Raw genomic sequence first — 14,049 nt, 5'->3', positions numbered from 1 at the left:
ACCAGAACGGAAAACGACCATGCGTGTACTGCACGTCCTCGACCACTCGATCCCGCTGCACAGCGGCTATACCTTCCGCACCCGTTCGATCCTGCGCGAACAACGCGCGCTCGGCTGGGAAACCTTCCACGTCACCGGCGCCAAGCAGAATTCCGGCGACATGCTGGAAGAAACCGTCGACGGCCTGCACTTCTACCGCACGCCGGAATCGAAGGGCGCGCTGGCGAAGATGCCCGTGCTGAACCAGGTGAACGTGATCGACGGCCTGGCCAAGCGCCTGGCCGAGATCATCCCGCTCGTGAAACCAGACGTCCTGCACGCGCACTCGCCGTCGCTCAACGCGATCGCCGCGCTGCGCGCCGGCAAGCGCTTCAACATCCCCGTCGTGTACGAAGTGCGCGCGTTCTGGGAAGACGCCGCCGTCGACCACGGCACCAGCACGGAGAACGGCCTGCGCTACCGCCTCACGCGCGCGCTCGAGACCTATGCGCTGAAGCAGGCCGACGCCGTCACCACGATCTGCGAAGGCCTGCGCAAGGATATCGTCGCGCGCGGCGTCCCGGCCGACAAGGTCACGGTGATCCCGAACGCGGTCGACATCGAAAAATTCTCGATGGGCGGCACGCCCGACTTCGGACTGAAGGAACAACTGGGCCTCGCCGGCTCGCGCCTGATCGGCTTCATCGGCTCGTTCTACGCGTACGAAGGCCTGGACGTGCTGCTGCGCGCCGTGCCGACGCTCGTCGCGCGCATGCCGGACCTGCGCGTGCTGCTCGTCGGCGGCGGCCCGCAGGACGCGCAATTGCGCCAGATGGCGAAAGACCTGAACATCGCCGACAAAATCGTGTTCACGGGCCGCGTGCCGCACGACCAGGTCAACAAGTACTACGACCTGCTCGACGTGCTCGTGTACCCGCGCCTGTCGATGCGCCTGACGGACCTCGTCACCCCGCTCAAGCCGCTGGAAGCGATGGCGCAGGGCCGCATCCTGGCCGCGTCCGACGTCGGCGGCCACCTGGAACTGATCGCCGACGGCAAGACCGGCGTGCTGTTCCGCGCCGACGATCCGGACTCGCTGGCCGACAAGGTCGGCGCGCTGCTCGCCGCGCAGGAGACCTGGCCGCAGCTGCGCCAGGCCGGCCGCCACTACGTCGAGACGGAACGCAACTGGAAGGTCAGCGTGGGCCGCTACCCGGCCATCTACGGCCGATTGACGAAGAAGGCGCTGGCGGCATGATCATGAAGGCGCGACGATGAATGCACCTGCTCCTGCACTCACCCCGGCCGGCGTCGACACCCGGCCGCTGGTCGTGCACCTCGTGTATTCGCTCGGCGTGGGCGGCCTGGAGACGCTGCTCGTCGACTGCATCAACCGCATGCCGGCATGGCGCCACGCCGTCGTCTGCCTGACGACCTACACGTCGTTCGCCGACCGCATCGCCCGCCGCGACGTCGAACTGCACGCGCTCGGCAAGCCGCCGGGCCTCGGCCTCGGCACGCACCTGACGTTCTGGCGCCTGATGCGGCGCCTGCGCCCCACCGTGCTGCACACGTACAACCTGGCTGCGCTGGAATACGCGTTCACGGCGACGCTGGCCGGCGTCCCCGTGCGCATCCACGCGGAACACGGCCGCGACGCGAGCGATCCGCACGGCCTGAACCCGAAGCACAACTTCCTGCGCCGCCGCCTGGTGCCGTTCGTCGACCGCTTCATTCCCGTCTCGGAAGACCTGAACCGCTGGCTCGGCGACGTCGTGCGCATCCCCACCGCGAAGACGCTGTTCATCAAGAACGGCGTCGACACGGACAAATATGCGCCCGGCGGCACGCCCGCGGCGGACGCGCCTTTCGATGCGGACGACATCGTGATCGGCACCGTGGCCCGCGTGCAGGATGTCAAGAACCACCGCGCCCTCGTCGACGCGTTCGCGCGGCTGCGCAATCAGCTGCCTCGACTCGCGCCGCGCCTGAAGCTGGCGATCGTCGGCGACGGCCCGCTGCTGCCGGCCGTGCGCGAACAGGTCGCGCAGCTCGGTCTCGACGGCGCCGTGTGGCTGCCCGGCGCACGCGCCGACATCGCCGCGGTGCTGCACACGTTCTCGATCTTCGCCCTGCCCTCGCTGGCGGAAGGCACGCCCGTCTCGATGCTGGAAGCGATGGCATGCGGCCTGCCCGTCGTCGCCTCGCGCGTCGGCGGCATTCCGGAAGTCGTCGACGAAGGGGTGCAGGGCCTGCTGGTGCCGGTCGGCGACGGCGACGCATTGGCGGCCGCGCTGGCGCGCTACGCGCAGGATGCCGGCCTGCGTACCACCCACGGCGTTGCTGCCCGCGCGCGCGTGGAAGACCGTTTCAGCCTGCGCGCCATGGTGGCCGCGTACGGCGCGCTGTACGACGGACTTTGCCGAAACAAGGCACACTGACGCGTTACCGTTTCACCCAACACAAGCAAGAAAGCCAACACCATGTGCGGAATAGTCGGAATCTTTGACACCCAGGGCAACCGGGAGATCGACCGCGAAGCGCTGCGGCGCATGAACGAAAGCCAGCACCATCGCGGTCCCGACGAAGGCGAGCTGTATCTGGAAAAAGCCCTGGGCATGGGCCACCGCCGCCTGTCCGTGATCGACGTGGCCACGGGCCAGCAGCCGTTCCTGAACGCCGCGCGCGACGTGGCCCTCGTGTTCAACGGCGAAATCTACAACTACCGGCTGCTCCGCGACGAACTGGTCGCGCTGGGCCACGTGTTCCGCACGAAGTCCGACACGGAAGTCGTCATGAACGCCTGGATCGCGTGGGGCGAGGACTGCGTGCGCCGGCTGCGCGGCATGTTCGCGTTCGGCGTATGGGACCGCCGGAAGCAGACGCTGTTCCTCGCGCGCGACCACGTGGGCGTGAAGCCGATGTTCTATTCGCTGCTGCCCAGCGGCCTGTTCGTGTTCGGCTCGGAACTGAAGTCGATCATGACCTTCCCCGAACTGTCGCGCAAGCTGAACCCGTGCGCCGTCGAGGATTACTTCGCCTACGGCTACGTGCCGGAGCCGAACACGATCTTCCACAACGCCTATAAACTCAGCCCCGGCCACTCGATCCTGCTGAAGGTCGGCGACCGTGCCGTGCAGCCGAAGCGCTGGTGGGATCTGTCGTTCAACGTCGCGCCGGCGCGGCCGGAAGCGGACGTCGAGGCGGAGCTGATCGAGCGCGTGCGCGAAGCGGTGAAGAGCCAGATGGAAGCGGAGGTGCCGCTGGGCGCCTTCCTGTCCGGCGGCGTCGATTCCAGCGCCGTCGTCGCGATGATGGCGGGCGAGCGTGACGGCACCGTCAGCGAGGGCGTGACGACATGCTCGATCGGCTTCGACGATCCGGAATTCGACGAGACCCAGTACGCGATGCAGGTGGCGCAGCGCTACCGCACACACCACCACGCGCAGATCGTCGACAAGGACGACTACGGCCTGATCGACACGCTGGCGCATTTGTACGACGAGCCGTTCGCCGACAGTTCCGCGATCCCGACCTACCGCGTGTGCCAGCTGGCGCGCCGCCACGTGACGGTGGCGCTGTCGGGCGACGGCGGCGACGAGAACTTCGCCGGCTACCGCCGCTACCGCTTCGCGATGGCCGAGCACAGCGTGCGCTCGAAGGTGCCGGAAGCGATCAGGAAGCCGCTGTTCGGCACCCTGGGCAGCCTATACCCGAAGGCCGACTGGGCACCGCGCGTATTCCGCGCCAAGACGACGTTCGAGTCCATCGCGCGCGACCTGGTGGAGGGCTACTTCCACGGCGTGTCGCGCCTGCCGGACCGCCAGCGCGACCTGCTGTTCTCGGATACGTTCCGGAGCGACCTGCAAGGCTACCGCGCGATCGACGTGATGCGCGCGCACGCCAAGGAGGCGCCGACCGACGATCCGCTGTCGTTGATCCAGTACCTCGACTTCAAGACCTGGCTGCCGGGCGACATCCTGACGAAGGTCGACCGCGCCAGCATGGCCCACTCGCTGGAAGTGCGCGTGCCGCTGCTCGACCACGAATTCTGCGAATACGCGGCGACGCTGCCCCCGAGCCTGAAACTGCGCGGCGGCGAGGGCAAGTACATCCTGAAGAAATCGCTGGAACCGCACCTGCCGCACGACATCATGTACCGCGCCAAGAAGGGCTTCTCGATCCCGCTGGCGGCCTGGCTGCGCGGCCCGCTGCGCGACGCCGTGCGCGAGGCCGTGCTGGGCGCGCGCCTGGTCGATACCGGTATCTTCAACCGGCGCTACCTGGAAAAGCTGGTGGCCGAGCACCACGCCGGCACGGCCGATCACAGCGTGGCGTTGTGGTCGCTGATGATGTTCGACGCGTTCCTGCGGGTCAGCGCCGGGGCATGAGGACGCAACATGCGTGACATCATCCTTCTCATGGCGATGCTGGCCAGCATCCCGTTCGCGCTCAAGCGCCCCATCGTGGGCGTGCTGGTGTATGCAGTCTTCAGCCTGATGAATCCGCACAGGCTGACCTATGGCTTCGCCAGTTTCTTCCCGTTCGCGATGATCATGGCGGCGGTCACACTGCTGTCCGCCCTGTTTTCGAAAGAACAGAAAAAGCTCCCGTTCACGCCGGTCGTCATCCAGCTGATGATCGTGATCTTCTGGGTCACGCTGACGGCGGTGTTCGCGCTCAACCAGGCCGGCGCCTGGGAGCAGTGGAGCACCGTCATGAAGACGATGCTGATCGTCGTCCTGACGATCGCGGTCACGCGCACCGTCAACGACGTGAAGGCCTTGGTGCTGACCGTCGCTGCCTCGCTGGGATTCTGGGGCTTCAAGGGCGGTCTCTGGACCATCATGACAGGCGGCCATAACGGTGTGATCGGCCCGCAAGGCACCTATATCGGCGACAACAACACCCTGGCACTGGCCATGGTGATGAGCGTCCCGCTGATTATGGCCGTATCATCGTTCGCGCCCACCAAATGGACGAAGCGCGCGGCCATCGTCGTGGCACTGCTCACCGGCGTATCGGTCATCGGCTCCTATTCGCGCGGCGCCCTGCTGGGCGGCACGTGCATGGCCTTGTTCCTGTGGCTGAAATCGAGTTCGAAGGTCAAGACCGGCATGCTGTTCGCGCTGGCGATTCCGCTGCTCCTCGTCGCGATGCCGTCCGCCTGGATGGACCGGATGCATTCCATCGACAACTACAAGGAAGATCCCTCGGCGCTGGGCCGCATCAACTCCTGGGGCTTCGCGATCAACGTCGCCAACCACCTGCCGCTCGGCGGCGGCTTTGCGACGTTCACGCCGCAGATCTTCCAGCTGTACGCACCCGATCCCACTGTGTTCTTTGTCGCCCACAGTATCTACTTCCAGGTACTGGGGGAGCACGGCTACTTCGGCCTGATCCTGTACCTGCTGATGTTCTTCTTCGCATGGCGCACCGGTTCGCGCATCGTGAAGAAGTGCGGCAAGGATCCGGAGCTCGCCTGGGCCGCGACGACGGCCCGCATGTGCCAGGTCAGCATCATCGGCTACATGACGGCGGGCGCGTTCCTGGCGATGGCCTATTACGACTTGCCGTACTATGTCCTGGCGATCCTCGTGTGCCTCGAGAAGGTGTTGTTCATCACACCGCAGCCGGACAACACGCCGCCGCTGCGCCTGCCCTTCCTGTCGCGCCGCAAGGCACGGACGGACGCCTGGAAGCAGGCGGCGCCAGTGGCGACGCCCCGCAAGCGCTAGACCAGCACTTCCAGCGGCGCCGGGTGTCCCAGGAAGGCGCCCGGACTGGCCGTGGGGCCGTAGGCGCCGGACTGGAACACGACGACCAGGTCGCCGACCTGCGCATGCGCCAGCTCCATGCGGTCGGCCAGGATGTCGAGCGGGGTGCACAGCGGCCCCGTCACGCTGGCCGGGCCGCTGTCCACGGCCGCCATGCGGTTGCCCACGGCGACCGGATAATTCTTGCGGATGACCTGCCCCAGGTTGCCGGATGCGGCCAGGTGGTGGTGCATGCCGCCGTCCGTCACGAGGAAGACTTCGCCGCGCGAGACCTTGCGGTCGACAACGCGTGCCAGGTACACGCCGCATTCGCCGACAAGGTAGCGTCCCAATTCGAGCGCCAGCCGCGCCTGCGGCAGCGCCGCCGTCAGGCTCTCCACCTCGGGCGCCAGCCGCGCGGCGATCGGCGCCACATCGAGTCTTTCCTCGCCCGGAAAATACGGAATGCCGAAACCGCCGCCGATGTTCACCTGGCGCACGGGCACGGGCGCCGCCTCGGCCAGGCGCAGCGCGAGCGCGATGCTGCGCGCCTGCGCGTCGATGATGGCGTCGGCACGCAGGCTCTGCGAACCGGCGAAGATGTGAAAGCCCTGGAAGTCGACGTTCAGCGTCCCCGCCAGGCGCAGCACGCGCGGCACCTCTTCGGCGTCGATGCCGAACGGCTTGGCGCCGCCGCCCATCTTCATGCCGGAGGATTTCAGTTCGAAGTCCGGGTTCACGCGCAGGGCGATGCGCGGCGCGATGCCGAACGCGTCGCCGATGCGCGCGAGGGCGATCAGTTCGCGCTCCGATTCCACGTTCACGCAGACGCCGGCCGCGACGGCTTGCGCCAGCTCGTCCTCCTGCTTGGCCGGACCCGCGAAGCTGATGCGCGCCGGCGCCATGCCGGCATCCAGCGCCGTTTTCAGCTCGCCGCCGGACGCAACGTCGAGACCGTCGACGAGGCCTGCCATGTGCTGCACGAGCGCCGGCATCGGATTGGCCTTGATCGAGTAGTGCAGCAGGACGCCTTGCGGCAGCTGGGCGCGCAGGTCGCGCACGCGCTGCGTGCACAGGGCGCGGTCGTAGGCGAAGAAGGGCGTGCGGCCCACGCGCTGCGCGAGCCGGTTCAGCGGGATGCCGCCGACCTGCAGGACGTCGTCGACGACGGGAAAGTGGATCTGCGGTGCGTGGCGCGGCTTGTTCATTGTGCTTCGTTCGTGTGCAGGGTTTGGCGCAGCAAATTGCGGTCGATCTTGCCGTTCGGGTTGCGCGGCAGCGGACCGGCGCGCAGGTCGATGCGGGCCGGGACCATGTAGGCCGGCAGGCGGCGCTTGCATTCGGCCAGCAGGGCGGTGCCGTCGATGGCCCCCTCCTCCACCGGCACGACGATCACGGCGATCGCCTGGCCCAGTTGCGGATGCTCGATGCCGAAGGCCGCCACCTCGGCGACGAGGCCGGTCGCGTGCAGCACGGATTCGATCTCGGTTGGGCTGATGCGGTAGCCGGACACCTTGATCATGTCGTCGCTGCGGCCGATGAAATACAGGTAACCGTCGGCGTCGCGGCGCACCGTGTCGCCCGACCACACCGCGAGTTCCGGCACGGGCAGGCCGGGGTCCTGGCCGGGCGCGGGGCGGAACCGCTGCGCCGTGCGCGCCGGGTCGTTCCAGTAGCCCAGCGCGACGAGCGCGCCGCGGTGCACGAGTTCACCCGGCTCGTCGGCATCGCACGGCGTGCCGTCCGGGCGCACGACGAGGATCTCGGCGTTCGGGATCGCGCGGCCGATCGAATCGGGCCGGCGCGCGACTTCCTCCGGCGGCAGGTACGTGGAACGGAACGCTTCCGTCAGGCCGTACATCAGGAAGATCCGCGTGTCCGGCAGGATCTCGCGCAATGCCTGCACCGTCGGCACCGGCATGGCGCCGCCGGAATTCGTGATGAAGCGCAGCGTGCAAGCGGCGGGCCATGCGAGGCGCGCCAGCGCGATCCACAGCGGCGGCACGGCGGCGAGGCCCGTGATGCGTTCGCGCGCGACCATCGTCACGATGTCCTTCGGGAACAGGTAGTTCATCAGCACGACACAGGCGCCGCGCAGGAAGGCCGTCGTCAGTTGCGACAGGCCGTAGTCGAAACTGAGCGGCAGCACGGCGAGCAGGCGGTCGTCGCTGCGCAGGTCCAGGTAGCTGGCCACGCTGTGCGCGCCCGCGACCATGTTCCGGTGCGACAGCACGACGCCCTTCGGCTGGCCCGTGCTGCCGGACGTGTACAGGATCGCGGCGACGTCGGTGTCGATACGGCGGTGCGGCGCCGGGTCGCCGGTTTGCGGTTCGGGCCACGCCAGCACCGGCACGGCGGCGGGTACGGACGCGGCGTCGCCGTCGGCCAGCAGCACGGCACGCAGGTCCGGGCAGCGTTCCAGCACGGGCGCCAGCTGCGCGAGGCGTTCGGCCGTCGTGGCCAGCAGGCGCACGTTGCAGTCGGCGAGGATGTACGCAACCTGCTCGGGCTTGAGCAGCGGATTGACGGGTACGAAGACGCAGCCGGCGGCTGCGGCGCCGAACATGGCGGCCACGTTCTCGATGCGCTTTTCCATGTACACGGCCACGCGCGCGCCCGCTTCCAGGCGTGCGTCCAGCAGCAGCGCGGCGACGGCGCGCACGTCGTCGGCCAACTGCGCATAGCTGCAGCGCCTGTCGCCGTACGCGAGCGCTTCGGCGGCGGGTGCGCGCGCCGCGGTCTCGAACAGGGAGTCGTGGATCAAATGGTTCATCAATGCCATAGGGTCTGCCAGCAGGCGTGATCGGGCAAACGCCAATCTTACCAGTTCAACCCATCGAACCGTAGAGGAAGCGCTCGCACGAACCGGCGCGTCACGGTGAGGCAGCGTCAGCGGGAACAGCCGTGCAGTCTAGTACCCGATCGTCGTTTGAACCCGCACCAGCACCGCCCTGCAGATCCAGGTGTGTTGTTGCAGAGCCTCATCCTGCACGCCTTGTCTACCGCACGCGCCTGATATGTTGTTAGGAATATGCGCCATTATCCTATAGGACTAGACTTACATTTTTTCTGCTGTTAGCATATTTATATTCGTCATTGACAGATTGCAAAGAACGAGCTCGGACCGATATGCCCACGTCGCAGCGTCTCCTGTCCTGACGAACTTCCTGACCGTCGAAAAACGCCTGCTACGTTCCGGCGAGGTGTTCTGCGCCTGGTTGGTACCGGGAATCCGATCACTTTGCCTGCACGGGCTGACCGGATTGATCGACGTACCGTAAAAAATCGGCGATGTCTGCTGTCTTCGTCCGCAGTGCAGTAGACAAGCAGTGCCCAAGACCCTGCGATTCCAAACACGAACTGAATATCGCTGAATCAGCAAGTCATCATCACGCAATCGGTTGTGTGGAAAATTTCGAAAAACTTTGACGTCGATAACTCAAGACGAACTGCATATGAAAATGCAAAGAAACTCCGAGCTCGCTACACCCGACACCGATGCAATGATTGCACAGGCTGCACCGTTGGTGGTCGATCTGGACGGCACGTTGACGCCGACGGACACACTTGTCGAGAGTGTCCTTCAGCTGATCAAACAGGCTCCGTTGAACCTCTTCCTGCTGCCCTTCTGGTTGTTGCGAGGAATAGCCTATTTCAAGGCAAAAGTCGCTGGTGCGACCACTTTTTCTGCGCGAAGTCTGCCATATCGTGAAGACCTTTTGCGCTTTCTTACCGAGCAAAAGGCTGATGGGCGCCGGCTTGTGCTGGCCACGGCAGCCCATCAATCGATTGCCGACGCGGTCGCTACCCATATCGGGCTGTTCGATCTGGTGATCGCTTCGGACGCCAATTGCAATCTCAAGGGCGAGCGTAAACTGGCGGCGATACGCGAACAGGTGGGTCACGCCTTTGTGTACGCCGGCGATAGCAAGGTCGATTTGCCGATCTGGCGTAGCGCCCATGCCGCCATACTGGTCGACGTCGGCGACAGCGTGTCGCGCGCAGTCAGACAATCCGTTCCGACGGAACGGGAATTCCGCACGGCGAAATCGCTACTGAAAACGTGGGCCAAGGCTTTGCGCGTGCATCAATGGCTGAAAAATCTGCTCATCTTCGTGCCGCTGTTGACCGCATTTTCGTTTTCAAGCACTGCGGCCGTGCTGACGGTTCTGTTGGCGTTTCTGTCGTTTTCGTTCGCTGCGTCCGCAACCTACATCGTCAACGATCTTTCGGACCTGAGCAGCGACCGCGCTCACGTCCGCAAGCGCGCACGCCCGTTTGCCTCCTGCGCGATCAAAATCGTCGACGGCATCGGAGCCGCCATTGCGCTGATGAGCGGCGCATTCTTGCTCTCGGCATTCGTATCGCCAAGTTTTTCGCTCGTCCTGCTGACGTATGTGGTCATTACGACGGCCTATACATGGCGCCTGAAAGAGTACGTTTTGCTCGATGTCCTGACATTGGCCGTTTTATATACCGTACGCATCGTTGCCGGTGCGTTGGCCATCGGGGCCCCGATGAGCCCATGGCTGCTCGCCTTTTCCGTATTCATATTCTTCAGCCTGGCGTTGGTCAAACGCTGTTCGGAACTCGTTTCGCTTCTCTCAGCGGACATCGAAGCTGCCAAGGGGCGCGATTACCGGACCACCGATCTCGTCGTACTGTGGCCGCTGGGCGTTGCCGCAGCAATGTCGTCCGTCGTCATTTTCTGCCTGTTCGTTTCGGCGTCGGTAACGCGGGAACGCTACGCCACGCCGGAAGTGTTGTGGGTTGTCGCGCTGGGTCTGATTTACTGGCTGACACGCCTGTGGATAAAGACGGCGCGCGGCGAAATGCATGACGATCCCATCGTCTACGCGCTCAAGAACCGCGGCAGTTGTCTGACCATCGCGATCTGCGTCGGCGCAATGGTGTTCGGACATTTTGTCGAGATTTTGCCGGATTAATAGAACGATGTCGGAATTGTCATGAATATCCTTCTGATCGCCATTGGCAGCATCGCCTTGTCGGTAATGGCGCAGTTTTCGCTGAAGGCGGGGATGTCGAGCGCAGCTGTTCGTGCAGCCTTATCGACTGACGACTATGCCCAGTCCGCCATTGCCATCTCGACCAATAAATTCGTCCTGTTGGGGTTCCTTTTGTATGGCGTCGGTGCGGTCGTATGGCTGGCGGTTCTCTCCAGCTGGGAAGTCAGCAAAGCGTATCCCCTCGTTGGACTTGGGTTCGCGCTCTCGCTGATCATCGGCGTCTTTCTTGGAGAACAAGTCAGCGTCCCGCGCGTATTCGGCGCGCTGCTGATCTGTACTGGCGTTTTTGTGGTGAGCCGAAGCTGAGTTACCGCCTCAAATTCTCTTGCGCCCAAATCAGGAATTGAGACATTGAATCATGGCCCCCAACATGAGCTTCAATACACGTTATTTCTGGACATACATCTGCTTCGCGCTTGGCCTTCTTTTGCTGGCCCTTGAATTACACAGCATTTCCGGTCGCATTGGGTCCGATTACCGCATTTTTTACAACGCGGCGCTTCGATTCGGCAGCAACGTCAATGAGCTTTACCAGTCCAATTCTGTAAGGACGCTTCAAGGCTTCCTGTATCCGCCGCCTGCGGTGATATTGTTCGTACCGTTTTCCCTGTTGCCCCTGGACTGGAGTTACAGAGTTTTCGTGATACTCCTGTATCTGTCCGGATTTGCAACCATGGCAGTCTGGATCAATCTCAGCGAGGCGAACGATAAAGCCGTCACCGTCTCGAAATCAGGAAAAATTAACCTGGTGTTGCTGTCGGGTGTTTCCGGTCCATTCTTTGCCGCGGTTGCTTCCGGGCAGGTGGATATACTGGTCCTGCTTCTATGCGTCGCGCACATTGTTTTAATCATGCGCGGACGCCCTGTATTGGGTGGACTGGTTCTCGCTGCCGGGTTCTGGATCAAAATCTACCCGATCGTTTTGCTTGCCTATGCACTTTCTCGCCGGGATGCCCTCCGCATTCTGGCCGGATTTGCTTTCGGCCTGATCATTGTGCCGCTTGCCCTGGCACCAGCCCTGCCTTTTTGGCTTTACCGGGTCTATTTCCTCGATCTGCTACCGAAATTTTCGGGGAATACGATCGTCAACATATACAACCAGTCCCTGGCAGCATTCTATGCCCGACTCAACTTGCCTCTTAGCACAAGTATTAGTTCATTTCAGGTCTTTGCGGTACCAGCTTCGATTCGATTACTGATTACTGCTGGCGCCGTTGCAGTTGCGACAGGCATATCGATCGCAACCAGACTCATCAAAGGCTTCACAATTCCGCTCCTCGCCATGATTTTTTCGATACTTGCCGTCGTTGCGCCGTTAGGGTGGGGGCATACCTATGTATACGTGCTCCCGCTGGCTTGTTCCGCATGGCTGATGGGGCGCGAAATTCAGTCAAGGCTGACGCTTATCCTTATCGGCGTGACATACCTGATCCTGCTCGTCCCGGCTTATCGAGTATTTCCACTCAGTTCCCATATCCCGGATCTGGTGTACCAGATTATTTATTCTCGCTATCTTTTTTCGACCATCGTGATCCTGCTGATATCAGTCATGTTAATCTTCATCAGCTGGCGCGATATGCGCCACGCCAATTACACAACGTCTTAAATTCATTTTCCAATGAAAACATTGAACCGTGAAGCTTCAACTCCAAACCAAAAACATTCCAGTTCCCAGGAATGGCGCTGGTTGTCCGCCATTATCGTCGCCGGTATCTTGCTGAGGCTCGCGGCCATCCTGGTGTATCCGCACGCGCCGGAGAGCGATGAGCTGGCATATTTGAAAATGGCCGAAGATCTTGTTGCGGGAAAAACGATGAACGCGGGTGGTTACGCATTCTTCAACATGGGCTATTCCTTCTTCGTCCTTGCGCCAGCACTTTGGTTGTCCGACCACAGCCTTTTGGGATTGCGTCTTGCTAACCTGATTTGCGGTGCGGTTTCCATTGCTTTGGTATACATGGTCGCTCGCGAAGCGGGAGCAAATCGCAACGCGCGCCTGCTCAGCGGCGCTATGTGGGCACTTTACCTGCCGTGCGGCGTGTATGGTGTTTATCTTGCAAAAGAAAATTTCATGATCCCGTTAATGCTGGGGATCTTGTGGTGCGCATTACGGATGATGCGGACGTTTCAACTTCGTATTGCCGTACTGTGCGGCGGTCTGTTCGGATTGCTGGCACTGACCGGCAATGCAGCGCTGTCACTGGCGGGAGCAGTCGGCGTCGCGCTCTTGGTGTCGAAGTCCGCGCTCCGTATCCGCATCCTGAGCGTTCCAGTCATGCTCGTGGTCGCTATTTTGGTCGCGTCACCCTGGCTGGTAAGAAACGCCACGTTGCTGGGTGCCCCAGTGTTGAATACGAACGGCGGATTCAATTTATATCTTGGGAATAACCCAGCCGCTGACGGCATGTTCGTTTCCATCGCCAAAACCCCCCGCGGACCGACCTGGCATGCTTTGCGGGAGGAAGTAGGCGAGGTCCAGGCCTCGGAAACACTCAAACATGAAGCCCTGGCGTGGATCAAGTCCCACCCAGGCGAGTTTTTCGCGCTCTCGGTTAAAAAGCTCGGACTCTTCTGGATGCCACCTATTCATAACGGACGCGATGCCCCTGTGGGAGCAGAGAAATTAGTTCGTTTGGTTTGGCTGATCGAATACGCCGTCCTTGTTTGTGCAGCGGTAGCAACCTTGCCATATGTACGTAGTCGGCCTTCGCTGGCAGTCCTGTGGACTGCGGTAGCGTTGTATAGCGCCGTGCACATGCTGTTCTATGTGATTTTCCGCTATCGCGAGCCCATCATGCCGGTGGTGTGCGTGCTGGCCGCGGTGATGCTCGAGCAAGCGTCGGTTGCCGTGGCGCGATTCGCCCGACAGCGCGCCCACGTCTCATGAGCACGGATGTATTTCCGGCGCTAAAACCCGCGGTGATCAAACCAGCGTGCTGGCTTGGCGGCGCGGCATCGTTTTGCATGCTCATCGCCGCCGCGTGGCTTACGACGAGCGCTTCACGACCGGAAGAGGCCATGCAAGCAGACCGACAGGCCATCGAACACTGCTGGGTGGAGCAACTCAAGCCATCATTCAGGCCTGGCGACAACACATTGCGAACATGCGAGAGAATGGAGTCCGATTATCTCGAACGATACGGAAAAACCCCATAAAGGCATCAGGAAGGCATGATGTCGCAAATTGACACAACAAGAACGTTTATGTTGCAAATTTAACAAACAATGACATTCCTCTGGCAAAACCGGTTATCGTAAGCGGTCTTGACCAGCCGGCGGTGCCGGTC

The 14,049-nt window shown here is 62.7% G+C and carries 10 protein-coding genes; 8 read left to right on the top strand and 2 right to left on the bottom strand.

What is annotated here, in order from left to right; all coding sequences use genetic code 11:
• The first annotated feature begins 19 nt into the window (after nucleotides 1-19).
• From ASD28_RS23535 to ASD28_RS23520, 4 genes are read left to right on the top strand one after another with little or no spacing between them, the layout of a single operon-like run.
• Nucleotides 20-1,237 (top strand): TIGR04063 family PEP-CTERM/XrtA system glycosyltransferase, encoded by a 1,218-nt coding sequence (locus ASD28_RS23535; RefSeq protein WP_056134197.1) that lies wholly within the window; start codon nucleotides 20-22, stop codon nucleotides 1,235-1,237.
• A 16-nt stretch (nucleotides 1,238-1,253) separates the two neighbouring features.
• Nucleotides 1,254-2,420: a TIGR03088 family PEP-CTERM/XrtA system glycosyltransferase gene (locus ASD28_RS23530; RefSeq protein WP_056134194.1), complete on the top strand. Its 1,167-nt coding sequence runs from the start codon at nucleotides 1,254-1,256 to the stop codon at nucleotides 2,418-2,420.
• A gap of 42 nt (nucleotides 2,421-2,462) precedes the next feature.
• The gene (locus ASD28_RS23525) at nucleotides 2,463-4,370 is read left to right on the top strand and encodes an XrtA/PEP-CTERM system amidotransferase (protein ID WP_056134191.1); all 1,908 of its coding nucleotides are present in this window, start codon (nucleotides 2,463-2,465) and stop codon (nucleotides 4,368-4,370) included.
• Nucleotides 4,371-4,379: 9 nt separating this feature from the next.
• On the top strand, nucleotides 4,380-5,717 hold the full coding sequence (locus ASD28_RS23520; protein WP_056134187.1) for a putative O-glycosylation ligase, exosortase A system-associated: 1,338 nt from the start codon (nucleotides 4,380-4,382) through the stop codon (nucleotides 5,715-5,717).
• Here the strand turns inward: ASD28_RS23520 and ASD28_RS23515 are convergent.
• Both ASD28_RS23515 and ASD28_RS23510 read right to left on the bottom strand, forming a co-directional pair.
• Entirely contained in the window at nucleotides 5,714-6,943 is a 1,230-nt protein-coding gene (locus ASD28_RS23515; RefSeq protein WP_056134184.1) for a pyridoxal-dependent decarboxylase, exosortase A system-associated, read from the bottom strand. The genes ASD28_RS23520 and ASD28_RS23515 overlap by 4 nt on opposite strands.
• Nucleotides 6,940-8,508 carry an acyl-CoA ligase (AMP-forming), exosortase A system-associated gene (locus ASD28_RS23510; protein ID WP_056134801.1) on the bottom strand — a complete coding sequence of 523 codons (1,569 nt, stop codon included), beginning with the start codon at nucleotides 8,506-8,508 and terminating at the stop codon, nucleotides 6,940-6,942. Before ASD28_RS23510 ends, ASD28_RS23515 begins: the two co-directional genes overlap by 4 nt.
• Nucleotides 8,509-9,190: 682 nt before the next feature.
• On the opposite strand from ASD28_RS23510, the gene ASD28_RS23505 reads away from it, so the two are divergent.
• The 4 genes from ASD28_RS23505 to ASD28_RS23490 are packed head-to-tail and all read left to right on the top strand — an operon-like array spanning nucleotide 9,191 to nucleotide 13,649.
• The gene (locus tag ASD28_RS23505) at nucleotides 9,191-10,681 is read left to right on the top strand and encodes a UbiA family prenyltransferase (RefSeq protein WP_229412294.1); all 1,491 of its coding nucleotides are present in this window, start codon (nucleotides 9,191-9,193) and stop codon (nucleotides 10,679-10,681) included.
• A 21-nt stretch (nucleotides 10,682-10,702) separates the two neighbouring features.
• Nucleotides 10,703-11,068: a hypothetical protein gene (locus ASD28_RS23500; protein ID WP_056134182.1), complete on the top strand. Its 366-nt coding sequence runs from the start codon at nucleotides 10,703-10,705 to the stop codon at nucleotides 11,066-11,068.
• 52 nt (nucleotides 11,069-11,120) lie between these two features.
• Complete coding sequence (locus ASD28_RS23495; protein ID WP_056134179.1) at nucleotides 11,121-12,368, top strand: glycosyltransferase family 87 protein; 1,248 nt, start codon at nucleotides 11,121-11,123, stop codon at nucleotides 12,366-12,368.
• 12 nt (nucleotides 12,369-12,380) lie between these two features.
• Entirely contained in the window at nucleotides 12,381-13,649 is a 1,269-nt protein-coding gene (locus ASD28_RS23490; RefSeq protein ID WP_082577616.1) for a glycosyltransferase family 39 protein, read from the top strand.
• The last annotated feature ends 400 nt before the right edge of the window (nucleotides 13,650-14,049 follow it).

Source organism: Massilia sp. Root133, assembly GCF_001426525.1.
GTDB classification, from domain to species: domain Bacteria; phylum Pseudomonadota; class Gammaproteobacteria; order Burkholderiales; family Burkholderiaceae_D; genus Telluria; species Telluria orientalis.
Note: the sequence above shows the minus strand (reverse complement) of the source record. Positions and strands in the feature narration are given on the sequence as shown.

Excerpts from the sequence above, each read along its gene's own strand:
- ASD28_RS23535 (WP_056134197.1), top strand. The coding sequence starts at position 20 with ATGCGTGTACTGCACGTCCTCGACCACTCGATCCCGCTGCACAGCGGC.
- ASD28_RS23530 (WP_056134194.1), top strand. The coding sequence starts at position 1,254 with ATGAATGCACCTGCTCCTGCACTCACCCCGGCCGGCGTCGACACCCGG.
- ASD28_RS23525 (WP_056134191.1), top strand. The coding sequence starts at position 2,463 with ATGTGCGGAATAGTCGGAATCTTTGACACCCAGGGCAACCGGGAGATC.
- ASD28_RS23520 (WP_056134187.1), top strand. The coding sequence starts at position 4,380 with ATGCGTGACATCATCCTTCTCATGGCGATGCTGGCCAGCATCCCGTTC.
- ASD28_RS23515 (WP_056134184.1), bottom strand. The coding sequence starts at position 6,943 with ATGAACAAGCCGCGCCACGCACCGCAGATCCACTTTCCCGTCGTCGAC.
- ASD28_RS23510 (WP_056134801.1), bottom strand. The coding sequence starts at position 8,508 with ATGAACCATTTGATCCACGACTCCCTGTTCGAGACCGCGGCGCGCGCA.
- ASD28_RS23505 (WP_229412294.1), top strand. The coding sequence starts at position 9,191 with ATGAAAATGCAAAGAAACTCCGAGCTCGCTACACCCGACACCGATGCA.
- ASD28_RS23500 (WP_056134182.1), top strand. The coding sequence starts at position 10,703 with ATGAATATCCTTCTGATCGCCATTGGCAGCATCGCCTTGTCGGTAATG.
- ASD28_RS23495 (WP_056134179.1), top strand. The coding sequence starts at position 11,121 with ATGGCCCCCAACATGAGCTTCAATACACGTTATTTCTGGACATACATC.
- ASD28_RS23490 (WP_082577616.1), top strand. The coding sequence starts at position 12,381 with ATGAAAACATTGAACCGTGAAGCTTCAACTCCAAACCAAAAACATTCC.